Origin of the sequence: Curtobacterium sp. UNCCL20, assembly GCF_900101675.1 — a bacterium.
Taxonomy (GTDB): Bacteria; Actinomycetota; Actinomycetes; order Actinomycetales; family Microbacteriaceae; genus Curtobacterium.
Map to the genome: position 1 here is coordinate 342,611 of NZ_FNKG01000002.1, position 20,268 is coordinate 362,878.

At 71.9% G+C, this 20,268-nt stretch carries 19 protein-coding genes; 11 read left to right on the forward strand and 8 right to left on the reverse strand.

Annotated elements, in window-relative coordinates:
- The first annotated feature begins 124 nt into the window (after positions 1-124).
- From BLT36_RS10940 to BLT36_RS10975, 8 genes are all read left to right on the forward strand, one after another.
- A complete protein-coding gene (locus BLT36_RS10940; RefSeq protein WP_092095116.1) occupies positions 125-1,906 on the forward strand; it encodes a xylulokinase in 1,782 nt (593 codons plus the stop codon).
- On the forward strand, positions 1,903-2,616 hold the full coding sequence (locus tag BLT36_RS10945; protein ID WP_092095118.1) for an L-ribulose-5-phosphate 4-epimerase: 714 nt from the start codon (positions 1,903-1,905) through the stop codon (positions 2,614-2,616). Before BLT36_RS10940 ends, BLT36_RS10945 begins: the two co-directional genes overlap by 4 nt.
- Positions 2,613-4,148 (forward strand): L-arabinose isomerase, encoded by a 1,536-nt coding sequence (araA, locus tag BLT36_RS10950; protein WP_092095120.1) that lies wholly within the window; start codon positions 2,613-2,615, stop codon positions 4,146-4,148. Before BLT36_RS10945 ends, araA begins: the two co-directional genes overlap by 4 nt.
- A 17-nt stretch (positions 4,149-4,165) precedes the next feature.
- Positions 4,166-5,440 (forward strand): D-arabinono-1,4-lactone oxidase, encoded by a 1,275-nt coding sequence (locus tag BLT36_RS10955; protein ID WP_092095122.1) that lies wholly within the window; start codon positions 4,166-4,168, stop codon positions 5,438-5,440.
- Positions 5,441-6,147: 707 nt separating this feature from the next.
- On the forward strand, positions 6,148-7,818 hold the full coding sequence (locus BLT36_RS10960) for an ABC transporter substrate-binding protein (protein ID WP_092095124.1): 1,671 nt from the start codon (positions 6,148-6,150) through the stop codon (positions 7,816-7,818).
- Positions 7,815-9,566 (forward strand): dipeptide ABC transporter ATP-binding protein, encoded by a 1,752-nt coding sequence (locus BLT36_RS10965; RefSeq protein WP_092095126.1) that lies wholly within the window; start codon positions 7,815-7,817, stop codon positions 9,564-9,566. The genes BLT36_RS10960 and BLT36_RS10965 overlap by 4 nt, the downstream gene beginning before the upstream one ends.
- Positions 9,563-10,501, forward strand: coding sequence for an ABC transporter permease (locus tag BLT36_RS10970; RefSeq protein ID WP_092095128.1), 939 nt, complete (start codon positions 9,563-9,565; stop codon positions 10,499-10,501). Before BLT36_RS10965 ends, BLT36_RS10970 begins: the two co-directional genes overlap by 4 nt.
- A complete protein-coding gene (locus tag BLT36_RS10975) occupies positions 10,498-11,496 on the forward strand; it encodes an ABC transporter permease (protein WP_092095129.1) in 999 nt (332 codons plus the stop codon). Before BLT36_RS10970 ends, BLT36_RS10975 begins: the two co-directional genes overlap by 4 nt.
- Positions 11,497-11,613: 117 nt before the next feature.
- On the opposite strand, the gene BLT36_RS10980 is transcribed toward BLT36_RS10975, so the two are convergent.
- From BLT36_RS10980 to BLT36_RS10990, 3 genes are all read right to left on the reverse strand, one after another.
- Positions 11,614-12,636, reverse strand: a complete 1,023-nt coding sequence (locus tag BLT36_RS10980) for a squalene cyclase (RefSeq protein WP_092095130.1) — start codon at positions 12,634-12,636, stop codon at positions 11,614-11,616.
- A 93-nt stretch (positions 12,637-12,729) separates the two neighbouring features.
- Complete coding sequence (locus BLT36_RS10985) at positions 12,730-13,212, reverse strand: DUF2087 domain-containing protein (protein WP_092095132.1); 483 nt, start codon at positions 13,210-13,212, stop codon at positions 12,730-12,732.
- 13 nt (positions 13,213-13,225) lie between these two features.
- Positions 13,226-14,545, reverse strand: coding sequence for a GNAT family N-acetyltransferase (locus BLT36_RS10990; protein ID WP_092095133.1), 1,320 nt, complete (start codon positions 14,543-14,545; stop codon positions 13,226-13,228).
- Positions 14,546-14,680: 135 nt separating this feature from the next.
- On the opposite strand from BLT36_RS10990, the gene BLT36_RS10995 reads away from it, so the two are divergent.
- Positions 14,681-15,232 carry a GNAT family N-acetyltransferase gene (locus tag BLT36_RS10995; protein WP_092095135.1) on the forward strand — a complete coding sequence of 184 codons (552 nt, stop codon included), beginning with the start codon at positions 14,681-14,683 and terminating at the stop codon, positions 15,230-15,232.
- A gap of 108 nt (positions 15,233-15,340) precedes the next feature.
- Complete coding sequence (locus BLT36_RS11000) at positions 15,341-16,129, forward strand: CPBP family intramembrane glutamic endopeptidase (RefSeq protein ID WP_092095787.1); 789 nt, start codon at positions 15,341-15,343, stop codon at positions 16,127-16,129.
- A gap of 15 nt (positions 16,130-16,144) precedes the next feature.
- Here the strand turns inward: BLT36_RS11000 and BLT36_RS11005 are convergent, their stop codons facing one another.
- Positions 16,145-16,921, reverse strand: coding sequence for an alpha/beta fold hydrolase (locus BLT36_RS11005; protein ID WP_092095137.1), 777 nt, complete (start codon positions 16,919-16,921; stop codon positions 16,145-16,147).
- A gap of 50 nt (positions 16,922-16,971) precedes the next feature.
- On the opposite strand from BLT36_RS11005, the gene BLT36_RS11010 reads away from it, so the two are divergent.
- Positions 16,972-17,385 (forward strand): MarR family winged helix-turn-helix transcriptional regulator, encoded by a 414-nt coding sequence (locus BLT36_RS11010; RefSeq protein ID WP_092095139.1) that lies wholly within the window; start codon positions 16,972-16,974, stop codon positions 17,383-17,385.
- A gap of 16 nt (positions 17,386-17,401) precedes the next feature.
- On the opposite strand, the gene BLT36_RS18740 is transcribed toward BLT36_RS11010, so the two are convergent.
- Genes BLT36_RS18740 through BLT36_RS11030 form a run of 4 tightly spaced genes read right to left on the reverse strand, consistent with a single transcriptional unit; the run spans position 17,402 to position 20,139 of the window.
- A complete protein-coding gene (locus BLT36_RS18740; RefSeq protein ID WP_175529609.1) occupies positions 17,402-17,929 on the reverse strand; it encodes a hypothetical protein in 528 nt (175 codons plus the stop codon).
- A 1-nt stretch (position 17,930) separates the two neighbouring features.
- Positions 17,931-18,656 (reverse strand): signal peptidase I, encoded by a 726-nt coding sequence (locus BLT36_RS11020; RefSeq protein ID WP_254787573.1) that lies wholly within the window; start codon positions 18,654-18,656, stop codon positions 17,931-17,933.
- On the reverse strand, positions 18,653-19,546 hold the full coding sequence (locus BLT36_RS11025; RefSeq protein WP_092095144.1) for a hypothetical protein: 894 nt from the start codon (positions 19,544-19,546) through the stop codon (positions 18,653-18,655). The genes BLT36_RS11020 and BLT36_RS11025 overlap by 4 nt, the downstream gene beginning before the upstream one ends.
- Entirely contained in the window at positions 19,543-20,139 is a 597-nt protein-coding gene (locus BLT36_RS11030) for a TasA family protein (protein WP_139166441.1), read from the reverse strand. The genes BLT36_RS11025 and BLT36_RS11030 overlap by 4 nt, the downstream gene beginning before the upstream one ends.
- Positions 20,140-20,268 lie beyond the last annotated feature (129 nt).

Consider the following 20,268-nt stretch of genomic DNA (forward strand, 5'->3'; position numbering starts at 1 on the left):
GGCAGGACGGGCGACCAGGCGGGGTGGGCGCACAGGGTGGGCAGCGCGTCGGCGTTGCGGGAGTGAGCGCTCACGTGCCAGGATGTGAGCGCTCACGACGGACGACGGAGTCTTGGAGGACTGCATGGGCGAGGACCGCCGGCAACAGGTCGTGGACGGCCGCACGACCCTCGGGATCGAGCTCGGGTCGACGCGCATCAAGGCGTGCCTGGTGGACGAGGACCTCGTCCCCATCGCCGCCGGAGCCCACGAGTGGGAGAACGAGTTCGTCGACGGTCGCTGGACCTACTCCCTCGAAGCCGTCGAGAACGGGCTCCGCGCCGCGTACGCCGCCCTCGTGGCCGACGTCGAGGCGCAGTACGGCGTGACACCGACGAGCTTCCGCGCGGCTGGTGTCAGCGCGATGATGCACGGCTACCTGGCGTTCGACGCCGACGACGAGCTGCTCGTGCCGTTCCGGACGTGGCGCAACACCTCGACCGGTCCGGCCGCCGAACGCCTGAGCGAGGCCCTCGGCTTCAACATCCCGCTCCGCTGGTCGATCGCGCACCTGTACCAGGCCGTCCTCGACGACGAGCCGCACGTGTCGGAGCTCGCCGGCATCACCACGCTCGCCGGGTACGTGCACCGTCGTCTGACCGGCCGGGACGTCCTCGGCGTCGGCGACGCGAGCGGCGTGTTCCCGATCGACAACAGCCCGGCCGACAGCGGCCCGGGCGACCCCGGCTCCCGCGACTTCGACGCGGCCATGCTCGCGCAGACCCAGGAACTGCTCGGCGACGCCGTGCCGGACCTCCGCGCGCTCCTGCCCGAGGTGCTCGTCGCCGGCGACGACGCGGGCGCCCTCACCCCCGAGGGTGCGGCGTGGCTCGACCCGAGCGGGTCGCTCCGCCCGGGCGTCCCGCTGTGCCCGCCCGAGGGCGACGCCGGCACCGGCATGGTCGCCACGAACGCGGTCGCGCCCCGCACCGGCAACGTCAGCGTCGGCACGAGCATCTTCGCGATGGTCGTCCTCGAGCACCCGCTGGAGACCGCGCACGAGGAGCTCGACATCGTCACCACGCCCTCCGGCGACGCCGTGGCGATGGTGCACTGCAACAACGGCGCGAGCGAGATCGCGAGCTGGGCCCGGGTGTTCGGTCGGTTCGGTGCGGCAGCGGCCGCACGGACCGGCAGCACCCCGCCGGACATCGACGACGTGTACGCGACCCTCCTGGCGGAAGCCGTCGCCGAGAGCACGGACGCCGACGCCGGCGGACTCCTCTCCTTCAACTACCTGGCGGGCGAACCCGTCACCCACGTCGAGGACGGTCGGCCCCTGCTGCTCCGCACCCCCGACGCGCGCTTCACCCTCGGCAACCTCGTCCGCTCCGAGGTGCACGGCGCGTTCGCCACCCTCGCGATCGGGATGGACGTCCTGCACGGCGAGCACGTCGAGGTCGACCGGATGACGGCGCACGGCGGGCTCTTCCGCACGCCCGGCGCACCGCAGCAGCTGCTCGCCGCCGCGCTCCGCGTGCCGGTCGCGCTCGAGGAGACCGCAGGGGAGGGCGGCGCCTGGGGCATCGCCGTGCTCGCCGCCTACCTCGAGCACACCGAGCACGGACTGGGCGACTTCCTCGCCGACACGGTCTTCGGCGGCGGCAGCGTGCACGTCGCCGAGCCCGAGGACCGTGACGTCCAGGGGTTCCAGACCTACCTCGATCGGTACCGCGCCGCCCTGCCCGTCCAGGCCGCGGCGGCAGCGGCGACCCAGCCCAGCCGGTCGGACACGGGCGCGGAGCAGGCCACCGAGCCGGACGCGACCGCTACCGGCGGGACCACGACCAGCGCGACCACGCACGCGGGCGAGCCGACGACGGCAGCCGACCCGCGCCTCCAGGCAGTGAAGGAGCCGACCCGATGACCGACCCGAGCCTCGACGAGGCCACCCGCGACGCCGTCGCCGCCACCCGCGAACGCGTCGCCCGCCTGCACGGCGAACTCGTCCGCTACGGCCTCGTGATCTGGACCGGCGGCAACGTCTCCGAGCGCGTCCCCGGCACCGACCTCTTCGTGATCAAGCCGAGCGGGGTGTCGAGCGACGACCTGACCCCGGAGAACCAGGTGGTCTGCACCCTCGACGGTGTGCCCGCGGACGGCTGGGGCAACGCCCACGGCCCGTCGAGCGACACCGCCGCGCACGCCTACGTGTACCGGAACATGCCCGAGGTCGGCGGCGTCGTGCACACGCACTCGACCTACGCCACCGCGTGGGCGGCCCGCGCCGAGGAGATCCCGTGCGTGATCACGGCGATGGCGGACGAGTTCGGCGGCCCGATCCCGGTCGGACCCTTCGCGATCATCGGCGACGACTCGATCGGCCACGGCATCGTCGAGACGCTGTCCGGCCACCGCTCCCGTGCGGTCCTCATGCAGAACCACGGCGTGTTCACGATCGGCAAGGACGCGAAGGACGCCGTCAAGGCCGCCGTCATGTGCGAGGACGTGGCACGGACCGTCCACATCGCGAAGCAGGGCGGCGAACTCGTCCCCATCGCGGCAGCAGACATCGATCGACTCTTCGATCGCTACCAGAACGTCTACGGACAGAACCCCGAAGGAGCCATGCGATGACGCAGGACACCCCCGTCGACCCCCAGGCCACGCTCGACAGCTACGAGGTCTGGTTCCTCACCGGCTCCCAGGGGCTCTACGGCGAGGAGACCCTGCGCCAGGTCGAGGAGCAGAGCAAGGCCGTCCACGCCGAGCTCGCCGGGCACCTGCCGGTGAAGCTCGTCTGGAAGCCCGTGCTCAAGGACGCCGACGGCATCCGCCGGGCCCTGATCGAGGCGAGCGCCGACGACCGGGTCATCGGTGTCACCACGTGGATGCACACGTTCAGCCCGGCCAAGATGTGGATCGGCGGGCTGCAGGCTCTCACGAAGCCGCTGCTGCACCTGCACACACAGGCGAACGTCACGCTGCCCTGGGCGGACATCGACTTCGACTTCATGAACCTCAACCAGGCCGCGCACGGCGACCGTGAGTTCGGCTACGCCCTGGCCCGCCTCGGCGTCCGGCACGCCACGGCCGTCGGCCACGTCTCGGATCCTCGCGTCCAGCAGCGCGTCGCGAACTGGACCCGTGCCGCCGCCGGCGCCGCCGCCGTCCGCGAACTGAAGCTCACCCGCTTCGGCGACAACATGCGCTACGTCGCCGTCACCGAGGGCGACAAGACCGAGGCGGAGATCGAGCTCGGCGTGCAGGTGAACACCTGGGCGGTGAACGAGCTGGCCGCAGCGGTCGACGCTGCCGCAGCCGACACCGCGGCGGTCGACGCGTTGGTCGCGACGTACGAGCGCGACTACGACGTCGACCCGTCACTCCGCAGCGCCGGCGGCGACCGGCACGCCGCGCTCCGCGACGGTGCCGCCATCGAGATCGGCCTCCGGGCCCTCCTCGAGCAGAACGGCAGCGCCGCCTTCACCACCAACTTCGAGGACCTGGGCTCGCTCAAGCAGCTGCCGGGACTGGCGGTGCAGCGGCTGATGGCCGACGGCTACGGCTTCGGTGCCGAGGGCGACTGGAAGACCGCGGTCCTGGTCCGGGCGATGAACGTCGCCGGCGCGGGGCTCCCCGGTGGTGCCTCCCTGATGGAGGACTACACGTACGACCTCACCCCGGGTGCCGAGAAGATCCTCGGCGCGCACATGCTCGAGGTCTCACCGACGCTCACCACCACGAAGCCGACACTCGAGATCCACCCGCTCGGCATCGGCGGCAAGGACGACCCGGTCCGCCTGGTCTTCACCGCCGACTCCGGCGAGGCCGTCGTCGTCGCGCTTTCCGACACCCGCGACGGCTTCCGCCTCACCGCGAACGTCGTCGACGTCGTGCCCCCGACCGAGGCCCTGCCGAAGCTGCCCGTCGGCCGCGCGGTCTGGGAGCCCCGGCCGTCGTTCCCCGTCGCCGCCGAGGCCTGGCTCACCGCCGGCGCCGCCCACCACACCGTGATGACCACCGCCGTCGGCCTGCAGGTCGTCGAGGACTTCGCCACCATGGTCGGGACCGAGTTCCTCGTCATCGACGAGCACACCACGCTCCGCGGGTTCCGCGACGAGGTGCGGCTCCAGCAGACGTGGCACCGGCTCGACCGCGGTTTCTGACGGGGACGGACCCTACGATGACCGACGTGATCGCAGCGGAGCGCACGCACACGAACTGGGCCGGCAACGTCACCTATCGCGCCTCAGCCCTGGCCAGCCCGGACTCGGTGGCGTCGCTGCAGCAGCTGGTCGCGTCGACCCCGCGCCTGACGGCGCTCGGCTCGCGGCACTCGTTCAACACGATCGCGGACACCGACGCCGTGCAGGTGTCGCTGGCGGGACTGCCGCCGGTGCTCGACATCGACGAGTCGCGTCGCGTGGTCCGCGTGGCCGCCGGGATGACGCACAGTCAGGTCGCCGCCGGCCTGGAGGCGCGGGGCTGGGCACTCGGGAACCTCGCGTCCCTGCCGCACATCTCCACGGCCGGGGCGGTCGCCACCGGCACGCACGGATCCGGTGTGCGGAACCCGTCGCTCGCGCAGGCGGTCGTCGGCCTGGACGTGGTGCGCGCCACCGGCGACGTCGAACGGGTCGACGCGTCCTCGCCGGACGGGCAGCTCGACGCGCACCGGGTGGCCATCGGCGCGCTCGGGATCGTCACCGCGGTCGAACTGGCGATCGTGCCGACGTTCCAGGTCGCCACGACCGTGCACCTCGACCTGCCGTGGGATGCCGTCTTCGACCACTTCGACGCGGTCATGGCCGACGCGTACTCGGTGTCGATGTTCACCTCGTTCGACGACCGCGGCGCCCGGCAGGTCTGGGTGAAGCACCGCGTCGACGACCCGGCGCCGACCGTCGACCTCGTCGCCCTCGGAGCACGCCCGGCCACCGGCCCCGTGCACCCGGGGGAGAACGACCCCGCCGGCGTCACCGAGCAGGGCGGGGTGCCCGGGCCCTGGTCCGAGCGGCTGCCGCACTTCCGGTCCTCGTTCACCCCGTCCACCGGCGCGGAGATCCAGGCGGAGTACCTGCTGCCAGCGTCCTCCGCCGTCGACGCGCTCCGGGCCCTGCGACCGCTGCAGGAGCTGTTCGCGCCACTCCTCATCGCCGCCGAGATCCGGACCGTCGCACCCGACACCGCCTGGCTCGCACCGTCGTCGGAGCGGCAGTCGGTCGGCATCCACTTCACCTTCCGCCGGGACGCCGCCGCCGTGGCCGCCGCGGTGGAGCGGATCGAGGAGGTCCTCGCGCCGTTCGAGGCCCGGCCGCACTGGGGGAAGGTGTCCGCGACGAGCGTCGATCGGCTGCACGAGGTGTACCCGCGGTTGTCCTCGTTCGCCGCCCTGGCCCGCGATCTCGACCCCACCGGTCGCTTCCGCAACCTGTTCCTCGCGCGCGTGCTGTCCTGACGCGGCGCCCGGTGCCTGTCGGGCCGGCGCCTGCGCGCGGAGGTGCCACGCGCCTCCAGGTCGACCGGCGGAGCGCTCCCACACCACGGTTGCGGTGCGGGAGCGCCCGTGCCCCTAGGCCTTGCGGAACAGGTCGAGCAGGAGCCGGGTGAGGTTCACGAGCAAGCTCGCGACCCCCAGCCACAGCGCCTGACGCCTGGTCCGGCCGTCGTTGTCGTTCGACATCGAGGACCTCCTTGTGTCGTCGCCGGTTGACACGAGGAGCGTCGGCCGAGGGATGCGGAGCCGAGCGGGCTCGGCTACCATCGGTTCCGAGCGATTGACTCGGGATGGGTTTGCATCCCTTGGCTTCCACTCGGAAGGCAAATCGAGGCCCGGAAACTGTGCTAGCAGTTCCGGGCCTCGGCTCATTCGCCCAGGTCGCGATCCGGCGGGTGTCGCGACCAAGGTCAGCCTACGACGAACCGTCCGCTACAACGTCACATTCCACGTTCTCGAGCTCGCGGAGTTCTGTGCGAACGCATCGGGAATAGCGGGACGTCTCCGGGGCCTTGCACCGTTACGTCGTGCGACGTCCGTCGCACGCGGGATTCGGACGGTCTGCCGTTGCGGTGTCAGGATTGAGTCCGCCCGGTGTCCCGATCCCGAGCACCGCAGCGGCCACCCCACGGCCGCCCCCACCCCTTCCCACGAGGAGCAGCATCGTCATGAGACGCCCCAAGCGCCTGACCATCACCGCGGCGGTCGCCGCAGCAGCAGCCCTGGTGCTCACCGGCTGCTCGGGCGGAGGGTCTTCGTCCGACGACGCATCCGGCGGGACGAACAAGGGCGGGACGCTCAACATCCTGACGACGCAAACCGCGGTGCACCTCGACCCGGCGACCAGTCAGAACCTCAACATCACGACGCTCGGCCTGGTGCTCCGCCGCCTCACCGCGTGGGACGTCCAGCCCGGCAAGACCGCGAAGGTCGTGCCGGACCTCGCGACGAACACCGGTGACTCGAGCGACGGCGGCAAGACCTGGACCTACCACCTCAAGAAGGGGCTGAAGTTCCAGGACGGCACCGAGATCACCACGAAGGACATCAAGTGGGGCATCGAGCGCTCGTTCGCGCCGACCCTCACCGGTGGTCTGAGCTACCACAAGTCGCTCCTCGTCGGCGGTGACACGTACAAGGGCCCGTTCGACGGCAAGACGCTCGACAGCATCGAGACGCCGGACGACTCCACGATCGTCTTCAAGCTGAACGCGGCCTACGGCGACTGGCCGTGGATCGTGTCGATGCCGGCGTTCGCCCCGGTCCCCGACGGCGACGGCACGAACACCGGCGAGTACGACGCCAAGCCGGTCGCCTCCGGCCCGTACCAGGTGCAGTCGAACACGCAGGGGTCGCAGATCACCCTCGTGCGCAACAAGTCCTGGAGCGCGAAGACGGACGACGTCCGCACCGCCGGCCCGTCGAAGGTCGTGTTCAAGGAGAGCCAGGACCCGTCGACGGTCACCCAGACGCTCATCGCGGACAACGGTGACGCGAAGGACTCCTTCGGTGCCACCTACCTCGGTGCCGCCGAGCTCAACCAGGTCCGGTCGAACCCGTCCGCGCAGGACCGCCTCGCGACGTCGAAGGCCGGCCCCATCAACTACATGGCGATCAACACGCAGAAGGGCGCGCTGAAGGACCTCAAGGTCCGCCAGGCCCTGCAGTACGCGGTGGACAAGAAGTCGTACCGGATCGCCGCCGGTGGTGCGCTCGCCGGCTCGTACGCCACGACGCTGATCACGCCGGGCATCGCCGGACGCCAGGACTACGACCTGTACAAGCCGGGCCCCTCGGGTGACGTCGCCAAGGCGAAGAAGCTCCTGCAGGAGGCCGGGGTCTCCGACCTCAAGCTGACCCTGGCCACGCAGAACGACCCGACCTATCTGGCTCAGGCCCAGGCCCTGCAGGCTGGTCTCAAGCGCGCGGGCATCACCGTCACGCTGAAGCCGCTCGACGCCGACTCGTTCTACACGGCGACGACCGACGGCACCGACTTCGACCTGGCGCTGTTCAGCTGGCAGCCGGACTTCCCGAGCGCGAACGCCAACATCCAGCCGCTGTACGACTCGTCGCAGATCGGCGGGGGTGGCTACAACGTGTCGAAGTACAGCAACCCGGAGGTCGACGCCCTCATCAAGCAGGCGAGCGGCACCGTCGACCAGAAGGACGCGCAGAAGCTCTGGGCCGAAGCGGACAAGAAGATCATGGCCGACGCGCCGATCGTCCCGCTCACCTACGCGAAGCAGTCGTTCCTCGCCGGCTCGAACGTGCAGAACTTCCGGATCGCGGACTTCCCGGCGTACCCGAACTACCTCAAGGTCTCGCTCGCGAAGTGAGTTCCCCGCTGCTCGAGGTCGAGGGGCTCCACGTCGCGTTCGGCGACGCGGAGCCCGTCGTCCGTGACGTCTCCTTCACCCTGACGCCCGGCCGCGTGCTCGCCCTCGTCGGCGAGTCCGGGTCGGGCAAGTCCGTCAGCGCCATGAGCATCCTCGGCCTGCTCCCGCCGGAGGCCCGGGTCTCCGGCAGCATCCGGTTCCGCGGCGAGGAACTCGTCGGGGCATCCGACGACACCCTCCGAGCCGTCCGCGGTGCGGGCATCGGCGTGGTCTTCCAGGAGCCGATGAACTCCTTCACGCCGGTGCTGTCGATCGGCACGCAGATCGCCGAGGCCGTCCGGGCGCACCCGACGGACCTCGACCGCGCCGGGGTCTCCGCGCGGATCGACGAGCTGCTGCGCGCCGCGGGACTCACCGATCCTGCGCGGATCCGGAAGGCGTACCCGCACGAGCTCTCCGGCGGGCAGCTGCAGCGCGCGATGATCGCGATGGCGCTGGCCGGCGACCCGGTGGCGCTCATCGCGGACGAACCCACGACGGCGCTCGACGTCACGGTGCAGGCCGGGATCCTCGACCTGCTCCGCCGGCTCGGCATCGAGCGTTCGCTCGCGGTGCTCCTCATCACGCACGACATGGGCGTGGTCGCGGACGTCGCCGACGAGGTGCTCGTGATGCGCCGCGGCGACCCCGTCGAACGCGGGTCGGTCGCCGAGGTGTTCGCGCACCCGACCGCCGAGTACACGCGTGACCTCCTGGCCGCCGTCCCCAGCCTGGAGGCGCGTGGTGCGTCCGCCTCGTCGGCGACGGACGGGCCCGTGGACGAGTCTCGGGCACAGCGACACTCCTCGCGCCCGGAGGCGCGAGAAGTGTCGCCCAGCGCGAGTCCCGGACCAACGGAAGCGAGTCTCGGGGACGCGGGGCGCGCCTCCAGGCCGGTGGTCGCGCAGCTGCGCGACGTCGCGGTGCGCTACACGCGCCGCGGCGAACCCACCGTCTCCGGGATCGACTTCGTGCTCCACGCCGGCGAGACCCTCGGGCTCGTGGGGGAGTCCGGGTCCGGCAAGTCCACGATCGGGCGCGCGCTCGCCGGGCTCGTCCCCGTCGTGGCCGGTTCGGTCGAGGTGGACGGCAGCGACCTGCGGACGGCACGGGGCGGACGCCTGCGTGAACTCCGGAGCCGCGTGGGCATCGTCTTCCAGGACCCGGCGTCCTCGCTCAACCCCCGACAGACCATCGGGTGGAGCATCGCGGAACCGCTCCTCGTGCACGGCACCGCATCCGCCGCAGACCGTGCCGAGCACGTGCGAGAGCTGCTCACCGCGGTGCAGCTCGACCCCTCGTGGGCCGAACGCTTCCCGCACCAGCTCTCCGGCGGCCAGCGGCAGCGCGTCGCCGTCGCCCGGGCCCTCGCGCTCCGGCCCGCGCTCGTCATCGCCGACGAGCCGACCTCGGCGCTCGACGTGACCGTGCAGGCCGCTGTCCTCGACCTGCTCTCCTCGCTGCAGGACGAGTTCGGGTTCGGCATGCTCCTCATCAGCCACGACCTCGCCGTCGTCCGCCAGCTCGCCGACGAGGTCGTCGTGCTGCACGACGGACGCGTGGTCGAACGCGGCACCACCGAGTCCGTGCTCGACGACCCGAAGCAGGACTACACGCGCATGCTCCTCGCGGCAGCGCCGGTCGCCGACCCGGAGCGACAGGCAGCCCGCCGCGAGGCCTGGCGCGCATGGGAAGGGGTGGCCTCGTGACCGCCAACGTCGTCGAGCGGCCGGTCTCGCCCGCCGCCAACCGGAGCACCGGCTTCCGCGCCGTCGTCCGACGGGTGCGGCAGGACCGCTGGGCCGTCGCGTCCGCCGTGGTCATCGCGGTGTTCGCGGTCGTGGCGATCGCCGCCCCCCTGATCGCCGCTCTGAGCGGGCAGGACCCCTACGGCTACAACATCGACGCCCTCAACTCGTTCGGTGCCCCGAAGGGCTTCGGCGGCGGCATCAGCGCCGACCACTGGTTCGGGGTCGAGCCGCTGACCGGGCGCGACCTGTTCGCCATCGTCACGTACGGTGCCCGGACGTCGCTCGGCATCGGCCTCGCCGCGACCGTCGTCTCCATCGTGATCGGCGTGCTCGTCGGCGTGACGACCGGGTTCTTCGGCGGCTGGTACGACCGCGTGCTGTCGCGGGTCGTCGACGTCATCTTCGGGTTCCCGTCGCTGGTCTTCATGATCGCCCTGACCGCGATCGTGCCGACGTCGTTCCCGAAGCCCGTGCTCGTCGTCCTCGTCATCGGGTTCTTCGGCTGGCCGTCGGTCGCCCGAGTGGTCCGGGGGCAGACGCTGTCCCTCGTGACCCGGAACTACGTCGTCGCGTCCACCGCCATGGGGGCCGGACGCTGGCACGTCATCCGCACGCAGCTGCTGCCGAACCTCGCCGCGACGATCACCGTCTACGCGACGATCTCGATCCCGTCGATGATCGGGGCCGAGGCCGCCCTGTCGTTCCTCGCCGTCGGCGTCACCCCGCCGACGCCGTCGTGGGGCCGCAGCATCGGCGACGCGATCGGCTGGGTCCAGACCGACCCGATGTACCTCGTGTTCCCCGGCGCCGCGCTGTTCCTCATCACCCTGGCGTTCAACGTCCTCGGCGACGCGCTCCGCGACGCCCTCGACCCGCGGGGAGGCACCCGGTGACCGCGTTCCGCTTCATCGCCGTCCGCGTGCTCGGGGCGGTCGTCGTCCTGCTCGTCGTCGCCGCGATCACGTACGCGCTGTTCATGCTGCTGCCGACGAACCCGGCACGGGCGATCTGCGACAAGCCCTGCACACCCGACCGGCTCCGCGAGGTGCAGGCGTTCCTCGGCACCGACAAGCCGTGGATCGCCCAGTTCGGGGCGTACCTCGCGGGCATCTTCGCCGGCCGCACGTTCGGGACCGGCGCATCGGTCATCCACTGCGCCGCGCCGTGCTTCGGCTACTCGTTCCAGCTCCACGACAGCGTCACGAACCTGATCCTGTCGCGCCTGCCCGTCACCGCGTCGATCGCCGTCGGTGCCGCTGTGCTCTGGCTCGTCGCCGGGGTCGCCGGAGGTGCGCTCTCCGCCCTCCGCCGGGGCACGTTCGTCGACCGGGCCGTGATGACCGTCGCGGTCGCCGGGGTGTCCGCGCCCTCGTACCTCGTCGGCCTGCTCGGGATCCTGCTGTTCGGCTTCGTCCTCGGCATCCTGCCCACGAGTGGCTACGTCGCGTTCGGGGACGACCCGGTGGGCTGGTTCACACACCTGATCCTGCCGTGGTGCGTGCTGGCGTTCATCAGCGCCGCGATCTACGCCCGCCTGACCCGCGGCGAGATGCTCGAGTCGATGTCGCAGGACTTCGTCCGGACCGCCCGCGCGAAGGGCCTCCGCGAACGCCAGGTCGTCGTGCGGCACGGGCTCCGGACGGCGATCCTGCCGGTGGTGACCCTGTTCGGGCTCGACCTCGGGTCGCTGCTCGGCGGGGCGGTCATCACCGAGAAGGTGTTCTCGATGCAGGGACTCGGGGCGCTCCTCATCGACGCGGTGCACTCGCTCGACCTGCAGGTCGTCGTCGGCTTCACCCTGTTCTCGGCGCTCCTCATCGTCACGGCGAACGTCATCGTCGACGTGGTCTACGCGTTCGTGGACCCGCGGGTGCGCCGGCGGGCGTAGGGGGAGTGCGCGGGGCGGGCGCGGGCGGGCGCGGGCGGGCGCGGGCGGCCGCGGGGCGGACGTTGCGGGTCGCATCCCGCACAGTCCGTGGCGCGGGCCGCCTTCGCACAACCAACGTCAAACCGAACCGTGCGAACCCGCGGTTCCGGGTGACTTCGGTTGTGCCGAAGCGTCCCACCACCGCAGCACCCGCATGCCGGACAGCGTCAGCCAGCGCGACGGCTCACCGGCGGGCACGTCCACCTCGAACCACTGCCGACCGGGCGGGCGGTCGCCCTGCGTCCACGTCCCGTCGGCGTTCCGGGCGGCCCGCACGACCTCGATGGCTTCGGCGGCACGCGGGTCGGGCGGGGTCCCGTCGAGCAGGGACGCCGCCCGGAGGTGGTCCGTCGCACGGAGCGCGCTGTACTGCCACCGGAACGGGGCGGCGAACCGGGTCGCCCAGGGACCGACGAGCTCGCCGTCCGACTTCCGGTAGAGGAGCCGGCGTTCCAGCAGGTACTCCGCTCCGCGGTGGCGCGCAGCACGCAGCTCCGCTGCCTGCGGGTGCCGTCCGGCGGTGAGCTGCTCGTGCTGCAGCAAGCCCTCCAGGACGTTGAGCGTTGAGTGGAACGACGACACCGTGGAGCCCTCGACCCACTCGCAGTTCCATCCGCCGTCGTCCTGCTGGTGCTCGAGCAGCCAGGTCGCGATCCCGTCAACGTCAGCACCGAGCCACGTCCCGTTCGCCAGGGTGAAGGCGTTGATGCAGCAGTCGACCTCACCGTCCCAGTACGGCAGCTGCTCGTACTCCCACCGGCTGTTCGCCTCGAGTCGGGCCGCGGTGTCGCCCAGGACCGCCGGGTCGAGCCCCCAGTTCCGCAGGGCGTTCAGCGACCAGGTCGTGGCCGTGTAGGGCTGGCCGGGTTCCTGCGCCTCGGGTCCATCGAAGTCGAAGTCCGCCGGGAAGTACGCGCCGCCCGCCCACTGCCCGTCCGGGTCCTGGCGGGCCAGCATCGCCCGGCCGAAGCCCTCGGTGGCGACGCGCCTCCGGGTCTCCTGCCACGTCGATGCCGGTGCACCGACGAGGTCGCGCTCCACCTGCCACCGGATCGCCGGATCGGAGTCGAGCAGCCAGTCGACCACCGTGTCGGAACTCATGCCGCGGAGACTACGCCGTCACGACCGCGCCGCGGAGACCACTCCGCAACGACCGCGCCGCGGAGACCACCCCGCCAACGCCGCATCGGGGGACTACGCGGAGGGGATCGCCCCGTCGCCGACGAACCGGTAGGCCGACCCGTCGTCCGTCCGTTCGAGCACACCCAGGTCGACCGCGTCGCGCCGGACGATCGAGACGTCCTCGGCGAACATCGCGATCGCCGCGTTGAGCAGCGCCTCGGGAACGGCAGGACCACGAACCCGGCCGAGTCGTTCGAACACGAGCCCGACGATCCGCACGGACAGCGGATGCCGTTCCGAGTCCTTGCCCGGCATGCGTGCGATCCGGTCGAACTCGAGCAGCGCAGCCGGGTCCTGCAGCCGCTGCAGGTCCTTCGCGGTCCGTCCGAGCAGCGCCGCGTCCGGTCCGGTGTCGCCCAGCCAGTCGAACGCCCGCACGGCGTGTTCGGTCCGCTCGTCGAGCGCGCCCCCGCCGATCACCGCGGCGCGCAGGGTCGGGCTCGCCAGGACGGAGACCGCCTGACGAGCCCGACCGAGCGAACCACCGACCGTCACGAGGAGGCCACCATCAGAAGTAGGTGATCCCGTGCGGCGTCCGCAGCGGCGTCAGCATCGCGCGGAGCAGCGCCGGCGCAGCCGGGTCGGCGGCGCGGACCAGGCCCGCGGCCGCGAGCGTCACCGGCGACACCGACCCGATGAGCACCGCACCGAGGTCGGCGACGTCGAGCTGGAGGTCAGAGCCGGCCACGTCGACGTCGTCGGCGACCTTCGTGACGGTGCCACGCGCCTCCAGGACGTCGAGTCGGTACGTCCCCGTCGTGAAGCCGAGCGCGTCCGTGACGGCGAGCGTCAGCGAACCGTCGACGGCGTACGGCCGTGACGCGAGCACTGCCGGGACGTCGAGGACACGCAGCCAGACGTGGTCTTCCTCGTGGTCGACGTCGTACGCACGGTTGTCGCCGAGCGCCGCGACGATGGGGTCGTCGAGGCGTGAGCGCTTGTACTGGACGACGTCGTTGAGGTCGATCGAGAGCAGGAACTCCCACAGCGACAGGTAGGCCTCGTCGGTGGCGTAGACCAGGTCGACGACCTCGAGCACGGTGTCGTCGCTGCGGCTCTCGGTGACGCGCCACGTGACGTAGCCGTCCACCTCGTCCGAGCCGTCGGGGCGGTGCACCGCCGCGCGGACGTCCTTCGCCTTCTCGCCGTCCTGGCCCCGGAGCCCGAGCGCGACCGGCCAGGTGCCGGCGTTCCGCACCATGGAACCCGGCGTGCGGGCGTTGAACCGGTCGAACACGGCGCGCCCCGGACCGCCGGCGAGCCACTCGGGCGTGACGACGCTGACGACGCCGGAGGTCGGCGCGAGGAAGGGGAGTGCGCGGTTGCGGCGCACGCTGACGGCACGCTCGCGGATGGCGCTGCCGAACCCGAAGCGACGGTAGATCGTGCCCTCGGACGCGGTGAGCGACGCGATCGCGTAGCCCTCGGCGACACCGCGTTCGAGTGCGTGCGTCATCATCCGGCGGAGGATCCCGCGCCGACGCTCGGTCGGTCGGACCGTCACGGCGGAGATCGCCTGCGTGTCGATGGAGGAGCCGTCGCCCCAGCTGAGCGGCTTCCGGAACCACGCGAACGTGCCGGCCGGCCAGGTCTCGTCGACGGATCCCGGGGCCGGCTTCCGCACGTAGGCGCCGAGCCACGTGTTGCCGTCCTCGACGACGTGCTCGACCAACCGCGCCGCGCCTTCGTCACTCGGATCCGCTTCGTGGAAGCCGAGCCCCACGGCCCGCATCCATGCCTCGGTCTCGGCGTTCGGTGCCCCCGCGTCGTCCGCGGCGGGCGCGAACTCGCGCAGTTCGTACCGGTCGTCCCATGCCTCGTTGCTCACGCTCCGACACTATCGGTGGGCTGTGACAGCGCGGCTGCGCATCGGCCGGGAGGAGCGGCTCGGCTCCGCCACGGACATCTCGACAGCTGGCGGCGCGGGTGCCGCGGGGCGGACGCGTGGCTAGGCTCCGGTGTCGTGTTCACGATCGCGGTCACCGCTCCGGGCTCGGCTGCCGCCGAGACCGTGGTGCGGACGTACCTCGGCGAGGTCGCGTCGCGGTGGTACGGACGGCCCGTGACGGCCGCCGAGGTCGAGCGGGCGCTCCGCGACGAACCGTACGACGATCTCGTGGGCGAGACCGGGGTGTTCCTGACGGCGCGCGACGCGGACGAGGTGGTCGCGTGCGCGGGCGCCAGGTTCGTCGGGGGCGGCGCGGGCGGCGGCGCAGGCGGCGGCGACGGCACCGACGGCGGCGGTGCCGACGCCGTCGGTCTCGTGGCGGAGGTGACGAAGGTCTTCACGGTGCCGGCGCACCGCGGGAGAGGAGCCGGTTCCGCCCTGCTCCGGGCGCTCGAGCAGACCTGCCGGGACCGCGGCGCCGCACTCCTCCGGTTGGACACCCGCGCCGAGCTCGCCGAGGCATGTGCCCTCTACGAGCGGCTCGGGTACGTCCGGGTCGAGCCCTTCAACGACGAGCCGTTCTCGGACCGCTGGTACGCGAAGACGCTCGAGTCGGTCGAGCCGTAGCTCGCGTTCCCCGGACAGTTGTCGGCCGAGTGTCGCGTCAGTATCCTCAGCCGGAGGGGCCGCTCGGCCCGAGGGGCCGCTCGGCTCACAGTGAGCGAGGGGACCGCCATGCCGCAGACCGTGTCCACGACGGACGACAGGCTCGTCCCGACCGAACGCCAGCGGTTCGGACGCGCCGTCGAGCGTGACGACGGACGCGACTTCCCGTTCTACGACGGCAACCCGTTCGGCCTCGCCCGCTGGCAGTGGATCATCGTCGTCCTCGCCTGCGCCCTCGGGTTCTTCGTGCTGATCCTCTACCCCGCGAGGAACGACGTGCAGGCGCTCGTGTCGCGGATCCTGTTCCCGGCGATCCCGCTGACCGTCTTCATCGCCTTCACCCGAGGGCAGTGGACGGCGATCATGCACCGGATCCGCGGCCGGGACGTGTGGGCGATGGTCCTCTTCGCGGCCGCGAACCTCGTCGTGACGATCATCGTCGGGATCGTCGTGAAGGCCCTCTTCGGCGCGAACGCGAACGCCGCCGTCGACGGGGTGCACGACCCCGGGGCCGTCGTGGCGTTCTACGTCGGCACCGGGATCCAGCTGTTCGGCGAGGAACTCTTCACGATCCTGCCCTTCCTCGCGGTGCTCGCCTTCTGCACGTCCGGGGGCCTGTCGCGTCGGCCCGCGATCGTGATCGCCCTGGTCGTCACCGCAGCCTGGTTCGCCGCGGCGCACCTGCCGACCTACCAGTGGAACTTCGCGCAGGCGTTCCTGGTCATCGGCGTCGCCCGCATCGTGCTCACGCTCGCCTACGTGCGGACGAAGAACATCCTGGTGAGCACGGGCGCGCACATCCTGAACGACTGGGTCATCTTCACGTTCGCACTGGTGGTCGCGAGCGCGACCGCGTGAGCCGCCGCGCGCCGCTCAGACCCGACTGAGGAACGGGTCGATCGCGGCCCACGTCGCCTCCGGCGCTTCGAGGTGCGGAAGGTGCCCGGCGGCCGCGACCTCGACGAACTCCGCTCCCGGAACGGCGCTCGCGACGGCGCGACCGTACGCCGGGGTGACGACTCGGTCACTGGCGCCCCACACCATGAGCGCGGGCACCTCCACCGATGCCAGCCGGGCGAGCAGCGTCGGGTCGCTCATGCGCCGTCCGGCGACGGCCGCCATCGTCTGCCCGTTCGACTGCTGGACGGCCCGCTGCTCGTCGGTGAACCGCGCCGGGTCGAGGTAGCCGCGCTCCGGGTCGTGCCACGCGACCGCTGCCAGCCCCCGGGCGTCCAGGGCGAAGAAGTCGGCGATCGGTTCGCCCTCGACCACGGCACCGACTCCGTCGATCACGACGATCGCACCGAGGACGCCGGCGTACTGCTCGTCGGCAGCGGCCTGCACCGCCATCTCGAGCGCGATCCAGCCGCCGATCGACGAGCCGACCACGACCACGTCCTGGTCGCCGTGCTCGACGAGGCGGGCGAGGTAGGCGTGCGCGAGGTCGGCCACCGAGGCGATCGACTCGGGCCGGGGCGTGCCGTCCCACCCGGGGTGCGTCGGCGCCAGGACGTGGTGCGTCGGGACGAGGTGTCCGACGATCGGGGCGACGGTCTGCGGGCCACCACCGCCGTGCAGCACGAGGACCGAGCGCGAGGTCGGGTCGCCTGCGACGACGACGGGGAGGGATTCGGGCAGTGTGGCGTTCACGGTGCTCCTGACTAAACATGTTGATGTAAACGTGTTGATACAGTAGCACCATGACGACGGACCTCGAAGCACTCGGGCAGGCCATCAAGCGGGCGCAGTACCGGAACCACCGCACGATGGACGGCGCGCTCCGCGACCTCGGCATCACCCTCGTGCAGTGGGACGCGCTGCGGGCCGTCGACCGGATGCCCGGCGCGTCGGGGCACGACCTCGCGGTCGCCACGTTCCAGAGCGATCAGGCGTTCGGCACGCTCGCGACGCGGTTGGTGGAGCGTGGCCTGGTCACCCGGTCAGCGGGCCGCGGGCGACGGCTCGAGTACGCGCTCACCGACGACGGCCGTGCTGCCCTCGACGGTGGTCACGACATCGCGGTCGTCGTGCTGCGAGACCTGTTCGCGCCGCTGGACGAGGAGCAGCGCGCGGCCCTGCAGCAGCTGCTTGCCGGTCTGGTGGAGACGGGGTGAGCGGCGCGGGGGACCCTCAGTCCGTCGCCCCCTGCGGTGGATCGACGAGCAGTCCGACCCGGTCGGCCAAGTAGGACGCGAGGGGCACGGCAGCGCCGGCCGCGGGGGACCAGCGTACGAGGGGCTCGCCGTCCTCGACGAACAGCACTCCGCCCGACCCGACGAGCGACTCGTCGAGCGGGATCGGCGTCGCGCCGTGGTTGACCGTGTCCCCGGTACCGAAGTGTCCCTTCGCGGCGGCGGCCCGGTACGCGCGGCGCACCTCGGCGGACACGGACACGAACTGGGAGCGCCCCGGGTCGGTCACGCGGGTGATCCGTCCGGTCGCCCAGACGTGACCAGCTGCATCGGGTGACGAGCCGATCAGCAGTGCGCCGACCCGCCAGACCCGTCCGAGCGAGCGCATGGTGGGTTCACGGCGGATGCCGAGCACGGCCCTCGGTTCGACGTACTCGCCGAGCGCCTCGTCGGGGACCGCAGCGGCACGGAGTGTCCGTGCCGCCTCGTCGAGCAGTGTCCGCGCCCGCTCCACACCGTTCGTCACGTCACCCGAGCGTAGCCCGGTGCGCCGCCGTGCGAGCATCTCGAGCAGCGCGGGCAGCGCGGGCAGCGCGGGCAGCGCGGGCAGCGCGAGCAGCGCCAGCACCGCGAGCAGCGCCAGCGGCGTGCGTACCGCGTCCGCGGCGACTCCGCTTCCGCGCCGCGGACACCATTCCGATCGTCACCATCGCGGCCCCGTACGCCAGCAGTACCCCGGCGATCGCCGGGATGAGCCACGTCCGCGAACCGTTCACGAGCTGGTTGACGAGCCCGATGTCCGGCAGGCTGTACCAGACCACGCCCCGGATCTGTGCGGCGGTCACGGGCGCGGGATCGGCGAGCGCGTTGTTGTCGCCCTTGAGCACGAAGGTCCGTGATCCGTCCGACGACGACGCCACGGCGACCACCCGGTGGCTGATCACGGCGGGCTGCCCGGAGGTGATCTGGTAGGTCACGACGTCCCCGACGCGGATGTCGTCCACGGGGGTCGGTCGGACGACGAGCAGCGTGCCGGGCGGCAGCGTCGGGTCCATCGACTGCGTCAGCACGGTGAGCGGGGTGGACCCGGTGGCCTTCGGCACGACGATGAGGACGACGGCGAGACCGGCGACGATGACGAGCAGCCCGGTGCTCAGCCCGAGCGCCAGCGCGCGGACGACGGCACGCCACCCGGTGCGCGGAACGGCAGTAGAGCGCGGAGCGGCAGCGGAGCTCGGAGCGGATCGGTTCATGCGCCGCATCGGACGGCCTTCCCGTTGTTCTGGGTGAAGAGGGTGATGGTGCCGCTGGCCACGACCGTGCTCGTCGCGTTGCCGGCGCTGTCGAGGACCTTCACGGTGACGGTCACCGGGCCGCTCGTCGCGACGCTCGCGGGGATCTGGTCGGGTGCGAGTGTGAAGCGGCCGAAGTAGTCCTGCTCCTTCGACCCGACCATCACCGACGCGGACGGTCCGACGAACGCCCCGTACCAGGTGTCCATCGGTCGGGACGACGTGGGCCAGGCGACCTCGACGTAGGTGCCGGCGTGGTCGGTGCAGGTGAGCGCGGGGGTGGCCGCCGCCGTGGTGAGGGAGAACGTGCCCTGCGCGACACCGGAGGTCCAGCTCCCCGTCGTGACGGTCAGGCCGACGGTGATGCTCGTCGTGGTGGAGGCCGGCGCTGCCGTGGTCGGCGTGCTCCGCGTGCACCAGACGGCGCTCGCGCCGGCGGCGAGCGTCGAGGTCAGGCTCGGCAGCGATGCCCACGTGCCGCGGACGGACCCGGTCCCGACCGTCGACGCGACCGTGCACCCGGCGGTCGAGGCCACCGGCCAGGCGACGACTCCGACGGCCTGCGCGAGGGCGGTGGAGCTGCCGGACGCGACGGATGCGGTCGTCGCGGTGGTCCCGGCGAGCGACCCGGAGTTCGTCAGGGTGATCGGCTTCGTCGTCGTGGTGACGCTGGACGAGAACGTGGTGGTGATGGCGCTCGTGCCGGTGAGTGACGCCCCGGTCTTCCCGATCGTCACGCTCGAGGTCGTCGTCGCGCTGGCGGCCCACAGGGCCCACGCTGCCGACGACCCGCCGGCGACGAACGCCACGGTGAGCACGACGGCGAACAGTATGCGGAGCCGGTGGCTCATGCGGCCACCTGCGTCCCGGTGATGGTGAGGGTGAAGTCGGTGACCGCGCCGGCGACGGACTGCGGTGCGTCCGCGTCGAGGTCCATCTCGACGCACCCGACGGCGCTCGCCCCGGCGGGGAGGGTGAAGGAGCCGCTGCCGGTGTCGAAGGCCGCGACACGGCCGCTCGCTCCGGAGAGTCCGGTGCGGCAGGCCGCTGCGGAGCCGACGACGGCGAGCCGGAGCGTGAGCTCGCCGAGCACGGTAGTGGAGGTCGTGTTCGTGGCGGCGGAGACCTTCGTCGCGGTCGTCGCGACACGCATGCTCAGCGGGATCGATCCGGTGTTCTGCACCGTGAAGGTGCCGGTGGTGCCCGTGCCCGGTCCGAGCACCGCGGTGTTCATCGCGGACAGGGCCCCGACGGTGACCGTGGCAGTCGCGGAGCGGACCGTCGACGCCTGTGTGCTCGTCGTCCCGTTCCAGAGCGCGTAGGTGCCACCGGTCCCGAGCAGCGCCGTCACGACCGCGACGACCAGCGTCAGGGCAGCCGGCCAGATCCACCGCACCCGACGGGGCGCCGCGTGGCGTCCGGTCGTCCTCGGTGTCCTGGTCATGTCCGTCCCCGGGTCGTCGTGGTCGTGTGGTCACCGCCGGTGCGGCGGTCGAGTGGTGATGTGGTGCGGTCGGGCCTGGAGGCGCGTGGTCGCGACGGGCGGATCAGGTACCCATCGGGACGGCGGCCT